The organism is Pseudomaricurvus albidus (assembly GCF_018863235.1).
GTDB lineage: Bacteria > Pseudomonadota > Gammaproteobacteria > Pseudomonadales > Cellvibrionaceae > Pseudomaricurvus > Pseudomaricurvus albidus.
Genome location: NZ_JAHKRS010000004.1, coordinates 138,086 through 155,522, shown reverse-complemented (window position 1 = coordinate 155,522; position 17,437 = coordinate 138,086). Strand labels below are relative to the sequence as shown.

Below are 17,437 nucleotides of genomic sequence, written 5' to 3'. Positions count from 1 at the left end.
CAGGCATAAAGTACGTCGCCAAACGGAAATCCGCTCTGATTGCACCCCCCGACCATCAGATAACAACGCCTGTTGAAGCAGGTATTCTGGCTCTCGTTTCAACGCGGCTTATCACCTTCCCAAATCTGATCGGCAGAAACTGCTGAACAGGCTCAGTGGTCAACTGTTGTGAGCGACAAACACATAACTCAAAACAGCGATAAGCAACTCCACGAATACAGTTGCGGGGACAGCTTCGTTTATCACGAATTCCCTATAAACTTCCGGAGAAGACTTCAACAAATCGATGCACATAATACGTAAAACAATACGTCTTGCAAGTTGTGCACGAAAGGCTCACACAAAAAAGCCAGCACAGAAACCCCCTGCACTGGCTTAGACAATCCCAACAAATTGCTAGTGTGAACGCTTTGTCGGACTATTTTGCAGCTCGATCAGTTCCATACCCATGACTGGATAACACACCGGCAATTTCGGGTGGACTCGCCGGGTCATCAATCGTAGAAGGTATAGAGTATTCCTCTCCATCCGCAATCTGACGCAACAGCTTACGAAGAATTTTACCCGATCGTGTTTTCGGCAAACGTTCAACAATAAACGCCTTTTTAAAGCTCGCTACGGCTCCAATGTTTTGACGAACCCGTGCCACCAATTCAGCCTGAAGTTCTTCTTCGGACATTGTCTGACCGTCTTTCAAAATCACCAGACCTACAGGCAACTGCCCTTTCAGTTCATCAGCAACTCCGATTACCGCGCATTCGGCAACCGCTGGATGACCCGCCAGAACCTCTTCCATCTCACCGGTTGACAGACGGTGTCCTGCGACATTGATAACGTCATCAGTGCGCCCCATGATGAAAACATAACCTTCATCGTCACGATAACCACCGTCACCCGAGACATAATAGCCTTCAAACGTTGAAAGATAGCTGCTTTTGAAACGCTGGAAGTCACCCCAAACGGTTGGCAAACATCCTGGTGGCAACGGCCTCTTGATGGCAACACTGCCCTGCTCGTTTGGCCCCATCGGCAGGCCGGCTTCGTCAAGAATTTGCACATTGAATCCGGGGGAAGGCAAAGTCGAGGAACCTGCTTTACACAGTTTGGGATCAATTCCCATAAAGTTGCCGCAAATTGCCCAACCGGTTTCAGTTTGCCACCAATGGTCTATCACCGGCACAGACAACAGATTTTTAACCCATTCATAGGTCGGGGGATCGAGTCGCTCGCCGGCCATAAATACGGTTTTCAGACAGGACAGATCGTACTGTTTTAAAAGTTCGGCATCAGGATCAGCCTTGCGAATGGCCCTGAAGGCGGTAGGTGCAGAAAACAGCCCTTTAACACCATACTCACTCGCTACCCGCCAGAAGGCACCAGCGTCGGGCGTATTCACCGGCTTGCCCTCGTACAACACGGTAGACACACCGGACAGCAGTGGGGCATAGACAATATAAGAGTGTCCCACCACCCAACCGACATCGGAAGCGGCCCAAAAAACATCACCAGGATTCATGTCATACAGCGCTTTCATGCTGTACTTCATCGCCACTGCGTGACCACCATTGTCCCGTACAACACCTTTTGGCTTACCGGTTGTGCCAGAGGTATAAAGAATATACAGCGGGTCGGTGCTTTTTACTGGTGTACAAGGCACCGCCTGGGCTTTGGCAACCAGCTTTTCCCAATCCAGATCCCTTTCGGGCAACAATTCTGCTTTTAATTGCTCACGCTGATAAATAATGCAGGATGACGGCTGATGCTCTGCTATAGACACCGCATCGTCCAGCAAAGGCTTGTAGGGAATAACCCGATCAATTTCGATACCACAAGAAGCAGATACCACGACCTTGGGTTGCGCATCATCTATACGCACCGCCAGCTCGTGGGCGGCAAAGCCACCAAACACTACGGAATGAATGGCTCCCAAACGCGCACTGGCCAGCATGGCCACAACAGCCTCGGGAATCATTGGCATGTAGATCAAGACACGATCACCCTTACCTACGCCTTGCTGCTGCAATACGCCAGCAAATGTTGCGACCTGCTTTAACAGCGCCTCATAGGTCAACTGCTTTTTAACGCCAGTCACTGGTGAGTCGTAGTAGATCGCCACCTGCTGGCCACGTCCATTGGCTACCTGAACATCCAGTGCCATGTGACAGGTATTCATCTCGCCATCGGCAAACCAGCGGTCCATGCCATTCTCATCCTGACTCAGGATCGTTTCCGGAGATTTAAACCAATCCAGTTCAGAAGCCTGTTTGGCCCAAAATGTCTCTGGCTGATCAATGGAGCATGCATATTCTTGTTCGTAGGTAGTCATTATTGCCTTATAACCTCATACTTCTTGTTATTACCCATCAGTTTAGGTCCACACGAAGACGAGCACTATTCGACCATCGTCGATACATAGCTCAATAGCTATGCAGGCAAGAGCTTTTAAGTTTCCATACACGTGCCATGCCTTAAAAGACAGACACAAAAAAGGCCTGCCACTGGCAAGCCTTTTTTAAACTTCACACCCCTGGCACAACCAGTGCCAATCAGTCATTAAAGATAAAACTTTAGTTCCTTCAAGTAGGCCTGAAGCTTCTCTCGATTTTCTTTGCCCATACGCCAGAGCGCTTTATCCAAAGCTGATTTTTGCTCCAGAGTGTTGTCTTCAAACTGATAAAACACATGTGGTTGTACCAGGCGCTCATCTTCCTCAATGTCTTCTGCCGCAAGAATTCGGTTCACGGCTTCATCCACCCGCGTCTTGAACTCGTCTTCCTTGCCCAGTTCCCCGTAGGCTTTTTCCAGCAAGGGTAACCACGCCTGGTAATAGCGCCCCATGGTTTTTGGAGGTATTGCGGTTACAGCGTTGATCAGGCTGTTCATTCTTTCGGCATTTGAATCTTCTGAAACAAATTCATCGTCATTTAAAGATTCTACCGCGAAAGTTGGAATGGGATACTCCAGCGGTTTGTGACGCAGAGGTAACTTGCCATCAGCCAACAGATCCACAGCCAGTACCAGTTTGCGTACCTGCTCTTCAGGCACAACCCACTGGGCGATCGTCGGTGAAATTTTTTCAATGGCCATCATGACCTTGTCATCACTCTCATTGAGCGTTTCCGGTGGCAGTACGATTGGATCCTCTACAGGGCGCGGATCCGTCGGCGGTTCAGCCTCTACAACCTCTTCTGGCTCAGGCTCGATCACTTGCTCAATTTGAGCCGGAACGACCTCCTCGGGCTGAATTTCGGTTTTTTCCTCTGGTTTGATCACAAAATAGGCACCAATAACAATGACAATCACAGCCACAATGCCTATTTTTACTCCGTTATTCATATGTCTCCCCAATACTTGGTCTGCGGTCGCAATAAGTGAGCGTTTCAGGAACACTACTTTACGACCAAACTTAAGTCCCATTGAAAGCTGAAGTCTCGCACGTAACTTAACAGCGATTCAGAAACTTGGATGCCACTTACGCCAAGAAGTTTCTCATTGAATTATGATCAATTATGGCAATCAATCTCAGCAACGGCACCCCAATTGCATCTGGCGGGACAATTTCCTGTGTGTTTCACTCATTCTAGGTCAAAAAGAAGAAAATAAGGCAAAACCGGCAAAATAAATCGAATAGACGCCGCCAATAGTAGTACAGGCACTCACACACGTTATCATCATTGATTTCTGCCCTTATAATCCACCACCAACCTCTGATGACACACGATCAACGATCAATGACACCATCCAGCCCCTCCCAGAAAGACACGTTCAAATTGCGTCCCTACCAGCAAGAGGCCGTCACAGCGACGATTCAACATTTCCGCCAAACCAACGAGGGCGCTGTTATTGTGCTACCTACTGGAGCGGGAAAAAGTCTTGTCATCGCTGAACTAGGCAAGCTCGCCAATCGACGTGTACTTGTGCTGGCACACGTCAAAGAACTGGTAGAGCAGAATCATCAGAAATATGAGAGCTATGGATTCAAGGCGAGTATTTTTGCCGCCGGACTTAATCGAAAAGAAGTCTCAGAAAAAGTTACATTTGGCAGTGTACAGTCAGTAGCCCGCAATCTGGACGCCTTTGAGCATCAGTACTCTCTGCTGGTGATTGATGAGTGCCATCGGGTCTCGCTGGAAGAAAACTCCGAATACCAGAAGATCATAAACCACCTGACAACTCACAACTCGTCCCTGAAGGTGCTTGGACTGACGGCTACGCCCTACCGGCTCGATAGCGGCTGGGTGTACCAGCATCACCTTCCGCAAAAACGGGTGCGAACGAACGAAACCACCCCCTTTAAAAGCTGTATTTTCGAGCTGCCGCTGCAATATATGATCAAATCCGGCTTTCTGACGCCCCCCCGACTGCTGGACGCCCCCATAGCCCTTTATGATTTCGAGCAACTGCGCACAGGCAATAACAGGACTTATTACAAGGAAGAAGATCTGGATCGAGTGCTGCAAGGTGCCAAACGGGCAACGGCAAGGATTATCCAGCAGGTCATAGAGCTGGCCCACGATCGCAAAGGTGTGATGATCTTTGCCGCCACGGTAAAACACGCCCGGGAGGTCCTGTCTTACCTTCCGCCGGAATCTTCAGCCATCATACTGGGGGAAATGCGCCCCAAGGCCAGAGACAGCGTCATCCAGGCCTTCAAAGACAAGCAAATCAAATATCTGGTCAATGTGTCGGTACTGACAACCGGTTTTGACGCACCACATGTGGACTTCATCGCCATCCTCAGACCTACGGAGTCCGCAGGACTCTACCAGCAAATCATTGGCCGTGGACTGCGCTTGTCACCGGAAAAAACCGACTGCCTGATTCTGGATTACGCGGGCAACACTCACGACCTCTACCGGCCCGATATCAGCGCCCCAAAACCCGACAGTGATTCAGTCATCGTCAAGATTACCTGCCCACTCTGCCAGCACAACAACCAGTTCTGGGGCAAGACCGACAGTGACGGGGATGTCATAGAACATTACGGCCGTCGATGTCAGGGGCTGACAGCGCTGGGGGACGAGCAGGCAAATAACCCGGAGACCAGTCACCCATTACAGCAGTGCGAATTCCGTTTTCGTTTCAAAGAGTGCGGCCAATGTGGCGCGGAGAACGACATCGCTGCTCGCCAATGCCATCAATGTGATCATTTGCTGGTCGATCCTGACCAAAAACTCAAAGAAGCACTTAAACTTCGGGATGCCAAGGTAATACGCTGTGCGGGAATGAGCCTTCATCATCACCTGAACAAAAATCAGGAACCCAGGCTGAAGGTAATCTATCACGATGAGGAAGGTGTTGAGCTCAGTGAAGTCTATGCCCTGTCCAGCAAGGCTCAGCAGGGTCGCTTCTATCACCAATTTGTTCGTCAACACCTGAAACGACCAGAAGAGCGATTTTTCCCCACAGGACCCGACGACGTCATCAAGGAGCAACACCGCTTTCGATCGCCTGATTTTGTCATTGCCCGCAAAAATGGACGGATTTGGGCCATTCGGGATCGGATTTTTGACTATGAGGGCCGCTATCGGCGGGCTAACGAGCTTTGAGATCCAACAACTCTCTGGCGCAATCAAATATCAGGAGTGGGACACTTCCACGCCATTCATACTCGCCGCCAGATCGTCCAGTTCCGCACAGGTGCTGTCATACCCCTGATTCTCACTGAGTGAATAGGATACCTGAACCGTATTGGAGCCCTTGTGAAGGCGCGCCTTCACTTTCGGCATGTCGCCAGACTTCAAACGGTTCAAAAAGCGATTGGCCGTTTGACCGGACTCAAAAGCATAGACAATCTGAGCATTCATAAAACTGACATTCCCGTGAAATCGACCGACAACCGCCCTTTTAACCCTTTGAATTCCCGTCAAAGGTTAGCGAAACGCGGGCGGCATTATACCTAAGCAATCCCGACTGTCTGCCCAGGATCAACTCCCTGAATTTAATATCCTGTCAGTACAAGCCCTTTGTCCAATTGAGCTGTATATTTAAACCAACAAAAATGTCCCGACAAAGCCAGAAAATACAATAAGTTAGAAAGTGATTATCATCCTAGTTCTAGGATTAAGAGGTCATCCCGCAACTCCTTCCGACTTATCACAAAGGGTTTCTTGAAATACCCCTTCTACATACACCCAATTCCATGTACAATTCCGCGCTAATTTTGGCCCTGGCTAATCGAGACCCACTAATGACAGACTTATCAAAGTACAGAAATATCGGCATCTTCGCCCACGTTGACGCCGGTAAAACCACCACTACCGAACGTATCCTGAAGCTGACCGGTAAAATCCATAAGCTTGGTGAAGTTCACGAAGGTGAATCAACTACCGACTTCATGGAGCAGGAAGCTGAGCGTGGTATTACCATTCAGTCCGCTGCCGTTACCTGTGAATGGAAAGGTCACCGTCTGAACGTAATCGACACCCCAGGGCACGTTGACTTTACTGTAGAAGTATACCGCTCACTGAAAGTACTGGACGGCGGTATCGGCGTATTCTGTGGCTCCGGTGGTGTTGAGCCTCAGTCAGAAACCAACTGGCGCTACGCTAACGAATCTGAAGTTGCCCGTATCATCTTTGTTAACAAGCTGGACCGTATCGGCGCAGACTTCCTGCGCGTTACCGAGCAAGTTAAGAAAGTTCTGGGTGCTACCCCTCTGATCATGACCCTGCCAATCGGCCGCGAAGACGAATTCACCGGCGTTGTGGATCTGCTGACCCGCCAGGCCTACGTATGGGATGAGTCTGGTCAACCAGAAAACTACGAAGTCAAAGAAGTCCCAGCCGACATGGTTGACGACGTTGAAATGTACCGCGAGCAGTTGATCGAAACCGCTGTTGAGCTGGATGACGACCTGATGATGGCTTACATGGACGGCGAAGAGCCTTCCATCGAAGACCTGAAACGCTGCATCCGTGAAGGTACCCGCACTCTGGCCTTCTTCCCAACCTTCTGTGGTTCTGCCTTTAAGAACAAAGGTATGCAGCTGGTTCTGGACGCCGTTGTTGACTACCTGCCAAGCCCAACTGAAGTTGATCCACAGGATCTGACCGACGAAGAAGGCAACCCAACTGGCGAGAAAGCGATTGTTTCTGCCGACGAGCCTCTGCGCGCCCTGGCATTTAAGATCATGGACGACCGTTTTGGCGCCCTGACCTTTATCCGCATCTACTCCGGTGTTATGAAAAAAGGTGACACCGTACTGAACAGCTTTACCGGCAAGACCGAGCGTATTGGTCGCATGGTAGAAATGCAGGCCGATGACCGCAACGAAATCGAATCAGCTCAGGCTGGTGACATTATCGCCGTTGTGGGCATGAAGAACGTTCAGACCGGTCACACTCTGTGTGATCCTAAGCACGAATGTACTCTGGAAGCCATGGTTTTCCCTGAGCCTGTTATCTCCATCGCTGTTGCCCCTAAAGACAAGGGCGGCGCAGAGAAAATGGGTATCGCCATTGGTAAGATGGTTGCAGAAGATCCTTCTTTCCGCGTTGAAACCGACGAAGATTCCGGCGAAACCATCCTGAAAGGTATGGGTGAGCTTCACCTGGACATTAAAGTTGACATTCTGAAGCGTACTTACGGCGTTGAATTGGTTGTAGGTCAACCACAGGTTGCCTACCGCGAAACCATTACCCAGCCTATCGAAGACAGCTACACCCACAAGAAGCAATCCGGTGGTTCTGGTCAGTTTGGTAAAATTGACTACCGCATCCGTCCTGGCGAGCCTGGCTCCGGCTTCAAGTTCAGCTCTGTGGTTGTAGGCGGTAACGTTCCTAAGGAATTCTTCCCTGCCATTGAGAAAGGTTTTGCCACCATGATGGCTGAAGGTCCTCTGGCCGGCTTCCCGGTTCTGGACGTTGAAGTTGAACTGTTCGACGGTGGCTACCACGCAGTTGACTCCTCTGCAGTAGCATTTGAAATCGCCGCCAAAGGCGCTTTCCGTCAATCCATGCCTAAAGCCGGTCCTCAGCTGATCGAGCCAATCATGAAAGTTGACGTGTTTACTCCGGAAGATCACGTAGGTGACGTTATTGGTGACCTGAACCGTCGCCGCGGCATGATCAAAGATCAAGAGCCAGGCGCAACCGGCATCCGCATCAAAGCTGACGTTCCTCTGTCAGAAATGTTTGGCTACATCGGCAGCCTGCGCACCATGACTTCTGGCCGCGGCCAGTTCTCCATGGAGTTCAGCCACTACATGCCTTGTCCTGCCAACGTTGCTGAAGGCGTGATTGCAGCTGAAAAAGAGAAGAAAGCTAACAAGTAATAAACTGCCTGATTAGCCCTTCTCTAAAAAGCCCTGCCAGCATGCTGGCAGGGCTTTTTTTATGGATAAAAACTCAGTCAACGCAACTAAAGAATTCAATCAGGAAAACTAGAACGCGTACTTAAACCCCAGAGACAACGCTTTGGGCGTCCCGCCCATCACCGTTGCCACCTCCTCACCATGTGAACCATCCACCCCCTGGAAGCGAGCATTGCTCTCGTTATCCGTTTGCGTGTAAATCAGATACCCCTTCAATAAAGGAGTCAGCTTGCACTCAATTCCGGCGCTCATCATGATCGCACCGGACTCTTCAGAATCTTCATAATCCGTCACCAGAAAGCCCTGAGCCATTAAATTCCACACACCCAAACGATACGCAACATTAGCCCCATAGGCCTCACGATCCAGAGGATTAACCCCCGCTTCGGACTCCTGATGAACAATATCAGCAATCAACCCAACCGTAACTTCACCCAGATTTGCACGGGCAGCCAGACGGGTCGCATCAATATCACTGCCAAAAAAGCCAGTCCAGTGATCATGAGCAATTCCCACAGAGTAGACCTCACCCTGCCACTGAAGACCAACCGCAGTGATGTTGCAGCCATCATTATCACGATGTTTGCTCGGCCTTGTGCAATCCTGAGAATATTGCAGAACCCAATCAAAATTACCCGGCCCCACAGGCACCTTATTGCGCCACATAACCACCTTATCCGCCCGGGTATTAATCAATGAACCGCTCAGAGCACTGGCCCCCAAAATCGCCCCACGATCGGCGACCGTGTCGTTCATCAGGGAATATTTGGAGCCCACCATTTTGAAGGGCGTGTCGTGACGACCAAACAAGAGATCTCCCCAGCCACTCCGGACACCCACAAAGCTGTTTCGCAGGGAAAAGGCATCACTTTTGGTACCACTGAAATCCAGGCCGTGCTCCCACTGATAAATCACCGAGACATCTTCTGTCAGCCCCAAAACCCCCTTCACACCCAGACGGCTTGAGTTACTGGAGACTTTAAAATCATTCGATACGAATTTGTCATCTGTATCCTGATCAGCAACTATTGAAGGCACATCTGAATCCCGATAATCCAGAGAACCGTGCATAACACCGTAAAACTCCAGAGCCCCGCCCATTACCTCTGCGCCAAATCCCTGCCCAGGGAGAACCAAACAAGAAAGGAGCACCAAACGACCTCTCACCTTCGAGACACTTCCCCAATTTGCATTCATTACTTTCACCTCGACCCGGCATTTACACCCATCTCGGACTCATGGGCCCGAGATGAACAACCGGATCATTTCTCGCTATATAATGGTCTGACACCGAAGGGCAGACCGCATAAAGAACTACCCAAACTTTATCGACCAAAAAACGATCAACTTTAGGATGCAGCCGTGGCAACACAACAAGACAGAGACACACAGCACGCCGAACACCCTATTGCCAGCACCCTTACCCATTACCTCTCATTGCTTGTCTTTGCCTTTCTCACGGCCTCCTCCTCGCATGCTGACGACATTCACATCGCTGTTGCGTCCAACTTTACGTCAGCAATGAAGGAGGTAACCAAGGCCTTTGAAGAGAATACCAGCCACCAGGTAAAGCTCTCGTTTGGCTCATCGGGCAAGCTTTATGCGCAAATCAGCCACGGCGCTCCCTTCGAACTGTTTTTCTCAGCCGATCAAAGCAAGCCCATAGCTCTCGAAAAAAACGGATTGGCCATTAAAGGGAGCCGTTTTACCTATGCAGAAGGCAGTCTGGCACTGTGGACAGTCAAAGACAGCTTTGCTGACCTGACAGAAAAGACCCTGACAGAGAGGAAATACCGAAAATTGGCTCTGGCCAACCCCAGACTTGCCCCATACGGCCAGGCTGCTGTAGAAGTATTGAATGAGCTGAACCTGGCCAGCACAACCCGTAAAAAATGGGTTCAGGGAGAAAACATTTCACAGACATACCAGTTCGTCAGCACCGGTAATGCAGAACTGGGATTTGTTGCTCTTTCGCAAATATTGAACCATGACAAAGGGATTAAAGGATCAGCCTGGATCATCCCCCACAACCTGTATAAGCCTATTCGCCAGGACGCGGTGCTGCTAATGAAAGGCAAAAGCAGTCAGGCCGCCCGTGAGTTTATGAGCTTTATTACCGGCAATCAGGCGAGAACGATCATTGAGTCCCATGGCTACAAAACATCGACCAACTCACAATGACTAACAGCCAATTTGCGCCTCAATTTCACGCTTCAGCTTTAATAAGGCATTTTCCATGTCATCCAGAGCCTTTGGCAAACGCGCCGAAGGCAGCACAATTCCGACACAAAACACACCCAGATAGGTTTTTAAGCTAACCCCTATAGCGCTGATACCCACCTCATACTCATCGAAATCACGGGCAATCCCTGTGCGGCTCACCTCTTCAACCTGAGCCAGCAACTCATCCCGATCTGGGCTTCGCTCAGTAAACGCCGGCAACTCATCATCAAGCAAGGCCTCCCGCTCCTGAGGCGACATTTCAGCCAACAGAGACTTGCCCGCAGCAGTATTAAAAACCGGGGTACCGTCACCCACAGGAAAAACCACCCTCAAGGCATGCTCTGCAATTACCCGATCCAACACATTGGTTCGCTGATCCACACGAGTAGCCAAATAAACAGACTCAGAAAACTGATTTGAAAGCGCCTCGAGATACGGCCTGGTGATGTGGACTATATCTTTTTGAGTCTTGTAGAAAAGTTTGCCAATGGCTGCCCCCAGCCGGACACCGCCACTCCCCCCTACAGACTCAACAAAGTATTCAGCCTGAAGCGCACAGACAATGCGCTGTACGGTAGACCGGGGTAACTCAACCCCTTTGGCAATCTCTGCCAGACTTAAACCGTCTGGGTTCTCACCCAAAAGCCTGAGGATATCCGCAGACCGGGCAACCACCTGAATGCCCTGCCTGGAGTCCTCACCACCATCTTTAATCTGCTGGCCCACAATAACTGCTCCTCTTTTTGATCATCTCTCTGTTCGGGCGTGGCCCGTGTCACAAACTCCCTTTGCAACCGCTTATATATCAACTCAAGTGTTACTTTAAGTTAATATTCTTTTCTAATATGTGTTGATAGGTATCATCAAACATTCATCAATGTCCTGTATTGTAGTACACTGTACCGAAATATGAACAGCGCCCTCGCCACCCTACTTCTTATCTCTGGAGGCAATACGTGAGAAGTTTCAATTTAAGGCCCGCTTTTGTCCTGATTGGACTGAGCCTTCTGATATCTGCATGCGGTGAAGAGGCTAAGAACGCCCCTCGCAACGAGACTGTCTCCGTTGGCGTCTACAACATCAAATCTCAGCCTCTGGAAATCACTACCGATCTGCCGGGCCGGACTGTCGCCTACAAACTGGCCGAAGTTCGTCCGCAGGTGGATGGAATCATCAAGGCGCGGCAGCTGACAGAAGGTGCTAACGTCGAAATCGGCCAGCAGCTGTATCAAATCGATGATCAAAAGTATCAGGCAACTTATGAGCGCGCGCTGGCGAACTTGCGCAATGCCGAACTGCTGCGCAACCGCTATAAAGAACTGCTACAGAGCAATTCCGTCAGCAAACAACAGTACGATGATGCCGATGCTGCCTGGCAGCTGGCTAAAGCCGAAGCCGAACTGGCCAAGATTGATCTGGATTACACCAAGGTAGTGGCCCCTGTTACCGGACGCATTGGCCGCTCGGCGGTCAGTGAGGGTGCACTGGTTACCCGCGGTCAAACTCAGGCCCTGGCAACCATTCAACAAATTGATCCTATTTATGTGGACATTCGCCAACCGGTAAGCGAGATGTTGCGCCTTCAGAAGGCCTTTCAGAATGGACAGATAACGCGCAGCGCCGACGGCGATGCCAAAATTGTACTTCTGCTGGAAGATGGTACCGCGTACGAGCACGAAGGTACCCTGCGCTTCTCAGAGGTTGGAGTAGACCAGGACACTGGCTCCGTCACTTTACGGGCAGTGGTACCAAACCCCGATTGGCGACTTCTGCCCGGCATGTTCGTCCATGGCCGCCTGAGCCTTGGTTACAACGACAATGTCATTCTCGTACCTCAGCAGGCTGTTCAGCGCGATGCAACCGGCAAGCCAGCGGTGTGGGTAGTGAACAAAGAAGGTAAAGCCGAGAGACGCTCTATCGTTACCGAAAGAACCGTTGGCAATATGTGGCATGTGACCAGTGGCTTGCAAGATGGTGACGAAGTGGTCACCGAAGGACTGCTGAACATGCGCCCCGGAGTGAAGGTAGCAGTCACTGAGGCCTCCAATGTTCACCCCATTCTCGATTTCACCTCCGTGAACCCTTAAGGAGCCTGAATCGTGTCGAGCTTTTTTATTGACCGCCCGATCTTCGCATGGGTACTAGCCATTATTACCATGCTGGCTGGAGCACTGGCTGTAAAAAACCTGCCAGTCAGCCACTATCCCAATATTGCTCCGCCAGCAATCTCGATCAGTGTCACCTACCCCGGCGCCTCAGCCGAAACGGTGCAAGATACCGTGGTCCAGGTTATTGAGCAGCAGTTGAATGGCCTGGACGGTCTGCGCTTCATGTCGTCTACCAGTCAGGCAGATGGCAGCATGCAGATACTGGTCACCTTTGAACAGGGTACCAACCCGGATATCGCCCAGGTTCACATTCAGAACAAACTGCAATTGGCCACTCCTCTGTTGCCAGAAGAAGTTCAACGTCAGGGAATTCGGGTTGCGAAATATCAACGCAATTTCATGCTGGTGGTTGCTCTAATCGATGAAAGCGGAAAACTTTCCAATTTCGACCTGGGTAACTACATTGCCTCCAATTTGAAAGACCCGATTTCCCGCGTTTCCGGTGTGGGTGATTTCACCCTGTTTGGCTCTCAGTATGCCATGCGGATCTGGCTGGATCCGGGCAAACTGCTCAGCTATCAGCTGACACCCAGCGATGTATCAGCGGCTATTCGGGCGCAGAACGTACAGATCTCTGCCGGCCAGATTGGTGGCTTGCCGGCACGTAAAGGGGTTCAACTGAACGCGACCGTCATCGGCAAAACACGTCTGCAAACACCCGAAGATTTTGAAAATATATTGCTGAAAGTTCAGGCAGACGGGTCTCAGGTAAAGCTCAGCGACGTCGCCGAAGTTGAGCTGGGCAGTGAAAACTTCTCCATCACGTCCAAATACAACGGCAAACCCGCCGCGGCCATGGCTCTGCGTCTGGCTACAGGTGGCAACGTGCTGGAAACCGTAGACCGGGTTAAAAAGCAACTCGACGAATTGGCTCCCTTCTTTCCTGCAGGCGTTAAAGCCGTTTACCCTTACGAGACAGCTCCAGTGGTACGGGCCTCTATCGAGTCAGTGATCCAGACTCTGATTGAGGCGTTTATCCTGGTATTTTTGGTGATGTACCTGTTCTTGCAGAACCTGCGTGCCACCTTGATTCCAACGCTTGCCGTTCCCGTTGTACTGCTGGGTACGCTGGGACTTCTGTACACACTCGGCTTTAACATTAACGTGTTGACCATGTACGCGATGGTGCTCGCTATTGGGTTACTGGTGGACGACGCGATTGTGGTGGTGGAAAACGTCGAACGCGTGATGGAAGAAGAAGGCTTGTCGGCCAGAGAAGCCACCCGCAAGTCAATGGGACAGATCCAGGGCGCCCTTGTGGGTATCGGTCTGGTACTGTCGGCCGTTTTTATTCCCATGGCGTTCTTTGGCGGCTCTGCCGGGGTCATTTACCGTCAGTTCTCGGTCACTATCGTTGCAGCCATGGCTCTGTCCGTACTTGTCGCGTTAATCTTTACACCTGCACTCTGTGCCATGCTTTTACGCCCCAGCAAAAAAGGTCACCATGAAAAGAAAGGCTTTTTCGGATGGTTTAATCGCACCTTTGAGCGTAACACCAATCGTTACGAACGCAGTGTGGCAGGTATTCTGAAACGACCTCGCCGTTATCTGCTTGCGTTTGCAGTATTGGTAATCGGGCTTGGGTTGCTGTTCTCCAAACTCCCGGGTGCCTACATTGCCGACGAAGATCAGGGCACACTGTACGTGATGGTGCAAATGCCTGCCAATGCCAGCGCAGAAGCTACTGAAGACACGCTCACACAAGCCCGCGAGATTCTGTTAAATGACGAGTCCGGTGTCGTTAACTCCGTGTTTACCGTAAACGGTTTTAACTTTTTCGGCCGCGGTCAAACGCAAGGTATGGCCTTTGTACAGCTGAAACCCTGGAGTGAGCGGGAAGGAAAAGATACCGATATCTTCAGTGTTACAGAGCGGCTAATGGGCAGCTTCCAACAAATTAAAAGTGGTATGGTCATTGCGTTTGCCCCCCCTGCCATTATGGAAATGGGCAATGCCACCGGTGTGAATGTGTTTCTTCAAGATCGTGCAGGTCTTGGCCATGACGCGATGCAGGCTGGCATGCGGAACTTTATTGAGACAGCCATGAGCGACCCTAGAGTAAGCTGGGTTTCCAATAAGGGCATGAAAGACTCACCACAATACCAGATCATTATTGATGACGAGAAGGCATCCGCTTATCAGGTCAGTCTGTCCGACATCAACAACACCATGTCCGCAGCCTGGGCATCTCAGTACGTCAATGATTTTATCGATCAAGGCCGCGTTAAACGCGTTTACATTCAAGGTAATGACGACTCTCGCCTGGCCCCTGAGGATTTAACAAAATGGTTTGTGCGTAACAACAACGGCGAAATGGTTCCTTTTTCCGCATTCAGCCACGGTCGCTGGAGTTACGGCCCCAACCAGCTGGCACGGTACAACGGTGTGCCAGCCCTGGAAATACAAGGCGATCCAGCCCCGGGATTCACCACCAGTGATGTTATGGATGCTTTTGAAGATGCTGCCCGTTCATTACCTCAGGGCATTGGGATGGAGTACACCGGCATCAGCTATGAAGAGCGCATGACCGGAGATATGACCACAATGCTCTATGCGCTGTCACTACTGGTCGTATTCCTGTGTCTTGCGGCACTTTACGAAAGCTGGTCGATCCCGTTCGCCGTGATGCTGGTTGTTCCGCTCGGTATTTTGGGGGCAGTCATTGCGACTCTCGCCCGCGGACTGAGCAATGATATCTTCTTTCAGGTGGGCCTGCTGACCACAATCGGCCTGGCGGCTAAAAATGCCATTTTGATTGTAGAGTTTGCACGCGCACTGTACGAAGAAGAAGGTCGCCCGCTGAAAGAGGCCGCCATTGAAGCTGCCCGTCAGCGACTTCGCCCTATTATCATGACCTCTCTGGCATTTACTTTCGGCGTGCTACCAATGGCCCTGGCCAGCGGTGCGGGTCAAGGCAGTCAACACGCGATAGGAACCGGGGTGGTCGGCGGGATGCTGAGTGCAACCTTCCTGGCAATTTTCTTTATCCCGCTGTTTTATGTGGCGGTGATGGAAATATCGGAAAAGTTCTTTCCAAGGCAACGAGAAGAGGATGCTCAAGCAGAAGCCCTGAAAAGCTAGTTTTGCCGGTGGTGAACGACACAGTATTGAACCTGTCGTTCACCAGCATGATCCCCTTCTAATCACGCATTGCCATCACGACATAGCTGGTCGCTAAAGATCGACTTTACCCCGCATCTTTTTCACCTGGCCACGCTGAGTTTTTTTATCCATTCGCTTCTTCTGCGAATTTTTAGACGGTCTGGTTGCCTTGCGGGTCTTGTGTACTACCGTAGCGGCAAGAATTAATGCCTTAAGACGCTCAAGGGCATCCAATCGATTTTTTTCCTGCGTTCTGTGTTGCTGAGCCTTAATCACGACCACACCATCACTGGTAATTCGGCTATCCGACCACCGCAACAAGCGCTCTTTATAAAAATCAGGCAACGAGGATGCCTTCACATCAAATCGCAAGTGCACAGCAGAAGAGACCTTATTGACATTCTGGCCGCCGGCTCCCTGAGCACGAATGGCTGTCCACTCGATTTCATGATCGGGGATTTCCACATTGTTCGATACTTTCATAAATCACTTATTCTGAATCATCACAATTGTTATCCGATGGAATTCACCGGATGCTATAGGGTGACACTATATCCCACCTGTCCCCCATTTTCAGACCCAGTCTGAAAGACAATCTTGGACACACGGGTAACCTCCTTTTTCATCAGCGACCAGTTGCAAATAATAATCCATATCATTTCATCTGTTGCAAGCTGCTGACACCAAAATCTTCCGATATCCTTGAGAGTTCAATTTATAATGCAGCAAGAACACCTCAGCGATGGCACTTAAACCCCATTAGCTGACGCCATTAGCTTGTTCGCGCCCCTCCCCGCGTTATAAAATTACATTTGATCCCACCCACACAGCTCGCTTTCAAACCAGATACCCGATATGTCAGATCAGCCACCCGCAAAGCCCGTACACGCCTCCGATTCCGATAACATCTACGCGAATCCTCTGGGCCATGTAGCCGGGTTCAGTTTTGATCAAAACGTAGTGAATGTCTTTCCTGACATGATCAAACGCTCGGTACCAGGCTATGCCACCATCATCACCATGATTGGGACTTTGGCTGAACAATACGCCACCAGTGGCAGCCGCTGTTACGATCTGGGCTGCTCCCTGGGCGCTGCCAGTCTGGCGATGCGACACCGTATTCAGGCAGCTGACTGCCAAATCATTGGTGTTGATAATTCCCAGGCGATGATTGAACGCTGCCAGGACGTTTTTGACGCAGATTGCGGCGAGGTGCCGGTGACACTGATCTGCGATGATCTGGAGAATGTTAAGATCGAGAACGCCTCGGTGGTAGTGCTTAACTTTACCCTGCAATTCATCAATCCTGACAGACGTGACCGCATACTGCAGCGTATTTACGATGGCCTTAACCCTGGCGGTGTGCTGATCTTGTCGGAAAAGGTCGTTTTTCAGGATCAGCAACATGACCAGTTGATGATCGACCTGTATCACAATTTCAAACGAGCCAACGGCTATAGCGACCTTGAAATTGCCCAAAAGCGTACAGCACTGGAAAATGTGCTGATCCCGGAAACTCTCGACACTCACCGCCAGCGCATGAAGAAAGTCGGCTTTCTCAGCTGCGATGTGTGGTTCCAGTGTTTCAATTTTGCTTCAATGATCGCTATCAAATAGCCATTCACCCGAT

Annotated in this window: 12 protein-coding genes and 1 riboswitch; of the genes, 6 read left to right on the top strand and 6 right to left on the bottom strand. The window is 50.6% G+C overall.

The window, feature by feature from the left end:
* Window positions 1–59: 59 nt before the first annotated feature.
* Window positions 60–293: riboswitch (cobalamin riboswitch) on the bottom strand.
* Window positions 294–418: 125 nt separating this feature from the next.
* Together KOI40_RS08900 and KOI40_RS08895 are read right to left on the bottom strand one after the other, a co-directional pair.
* Window positions 419–2,326, bottom strand: coding sequence for a propionyl-CoA synthetase (locus KOI40_RS08900; protein ID WP_216097155.1), 1,908 nt, complete (start codon window positions 2,324–2,326; stop codon window positions 419–421).
* 227 nt (window positions 2,327–2,553) lie between these two features.
* Window positions 2,554–3,336: a DUF3014 domain-containing protein gene (locus tag KOI40_RS08895; protein WP_216097154.1), complete on the bottom strand. Its 783-nt coding sequence runs from the start codon at window positions 3,334–3,336 to the stop codon at window positions 2,554–2,556.
* 395 nt (window positions 3,337–3,731) lie between these two features.
* On the opposite strand from KOI40_RS08895, the gene radD reads away from it, so the two are divergent.
* On the top strand, window positions 3,732–5,549 hold the full coding sequence (gene radD / locus KOI40_RS08890; RefSeq protein WP_216097153.1) for a DNA repair helicase RadD: 1,818 nt from the start codon (window positions 3,732–3,734) through the stop codon (window positions 5,547–5,549).
* A 30-nt stretch (window positions 5,550–5,579) separates the two neighbouring features.
* Here radD and KOI40_RS08885 read toward each other — a convergent pair whose 3' ends face one another.
* Window positions 5,580–5,807 carry a hypothetical protein gene (locus tag KOI40_RS08885; protein WP_216097152.1) on the bottom strand — a complete coding sequence of 76 codons (228 nt, stop codon included), beginning with the start codon at window positions 5,805–5,807 and terminating at the stop codon, window positions 5,580–5,582.
* A 383-nt stretch (window positions 5,808–6,190) separates the two neighbouring features.
* Between KOI40_RS08885 and fusA the strand changes: the two genes are divergently transcribed.
* On the top strand, window positions 6,191–8,275 hold the full coding sequence (gene fusA, locus KOI40_RS08880) for an elongation factor G (protein WP_216097151.1): 2,085 nt from the start codon (window positions 6,191–6,193) through the stop codon (window positions 8,273–8,275).
* Between the two features lie 108 nt (window positions 8,276–8,383).
* On the opposite strand, the gene KOI40_RS08875 is transcribed toward fusA, so the two are convergent.
* The gene (locus KOI40_RS08875; RefSeq protein WP_216097150.1) at window positions 8,384–9,511 is read right to left on the bottom strand and encodes a porin; all 1,128 of its coding nucleotides are present in this window, start codon (window positions 9,509–9,511) and stop codon (window positions 8,384–8,386) included.
* Window positions 9,512–9,676: 165 nt separating this feature from the next.
* Between KOI40_RS08875 and modA the strand changes: the two genes are divergently transcribed.
* Window positions 9,677–10,495: a molybdate ABC transporter substrate-binding protein gene (gene modA / locus KOI40_RS08870; RefSeq protein ID WP_369413167.1), complete on the top strand. Its 819-nt coding sequence runs from the start codon at window positions 9,677–9,679 to the stop codon at window positions 10,493–10,495.
* On the opposite strand, the gene KOI40_RS18855 is transcribed toward modA, so the two are convergent.
* Window positions 10,496–11,263, bottom strand: coding sequence for an IclR family transcriptional regulator (locus tag KOI40_RS18855; RefSeq protein WP_216097149.1), 768 nt, complete (start codon window positions 11,261–11,263; stop codon window positions 10,496–10,498).
* Window positions 11,264–11,493: 230 nt separating this feature from the next.
* On the opposite strand from KOI40_RS18855, the gene KOI40_RS08860 reads away from it, so the two are divergent.
* Window positions 11,494–12,624: an efflux RND transporter periplasmic adaptor subunit gene (locus KOI40_RS08860; RefSeq protein ID WP_216097148.1), complete on the top strand. Its 1,131-nt coding sequence runs from the start codon at window positions 11,494–11,496 to the stop codon at window positions 12,622–12,624.
* A gap of 12 nt (window positions 12,625–12,636) precedes the next feature.
* Window positions 12,637–15,786, top strand: coding sequence for an efflux RND transporter permease subunit (locus tag KOI40_RS08855; RefSeq protein WP_216097147.1), 3,150 nt, complete (start codon window positions 12,637–12,639; stop codon window positions 15,784–15,786).
* A 93-nt stretch (window positions 15,787–15,879) separates the two neighbouring features.
* On the opposite strand, the gene arfB is transcribed toward KOI40_RS08855, so the two are convergent.
* The gene (gene arfB, locus KOI40_RS08850) at window positions 15,880–16,290 is read right to left on the bottom strand and encodes an alternative ribosome rescue aminoacyl-tRNA hydrolase ArfB (protein WP_216097146.1); all 411 of its coding nucleotides are present in this window, start codon (window positions 16,288–16,290) and stop codon (window positions 15,880–15,882) included.
* 372 nt (window positions 16,291–16,662) lie between these two features.
* Between arfB and cmoA the strand changes: the two genes are divergently transcribed.
* Window positions 16,663–17,424, top strand: coding sequence for a carboxy-S-adenosyl-L-methionine synthase CmoA (gene cmoA, locus KOI40_RS08845; protein WP_216097145.1), 762 nt, complete (start codon window positions 16,663–16,665; stop codon window positions 17,422–17,424).
* The last annotated feature ends 13 nt before the right edge of the window (window positions 17,425–17,437 follow it).

Excerpts from the sequence above, each read along its gene's own strand:
- KOI40_RS08885 (WP_216097152.1), bottom strand. The coding sequence starts at position 5,807 with ATGAATGCTCAGATTGTCTATGCTTTTGAGTCCGGTCAAACGGCCAAT.
- fusA (WP_216097151.1), top strand. The coding sequence starts at position 6,191 with ATGACAGACTTATCAAAGTACAGAAATATCGGCATCTTCGCCCACGTT.
- cmoA (WP_216097145.1), top strand. The coding sequence starts at position 16,663 with ATGTCAGATCAGCCACCCGCAAAGCCCGTACACGCCTCCGATTCCGAT.
- radD (WP_216097153.1), top strand. The coding sequence starts at position 3,732 with ATGACACCATCCAGCCCCTCCCAGAAAGACACGTTCAAATTGCGTCCC.
- KOI40_RS08900 (WP_216097155.1), bottom strand. The coding sequence starts at position 2,326 with ATGACTACCTACGAACAAGAATATGCATGCTCCATTGATCAGCCAGAG.
- KOI40_RS08895 (WP_216097154.1), bottom strand. The coding sequence starts at position 3,336 with ATGAATAACGGAGTAAAAATAGGCATTGTGGCTGTGATTGTCATTGTT.
- arfB (WP_216097146.1), bottom strand. The coding sequence starts at position 16,290 with ATGAAAGTATCGAACAATGTGGAAATCCCCGATCATGAAATCGAGTGG.
- KOI40_RS08875 (WP_216097150.1), bottom strand. The coding sequence starts at position 9,511 with ATGAATGCAAATTGGGGAAGTGTCTCGAAGGTGAGAGGTCGTTTGGTG.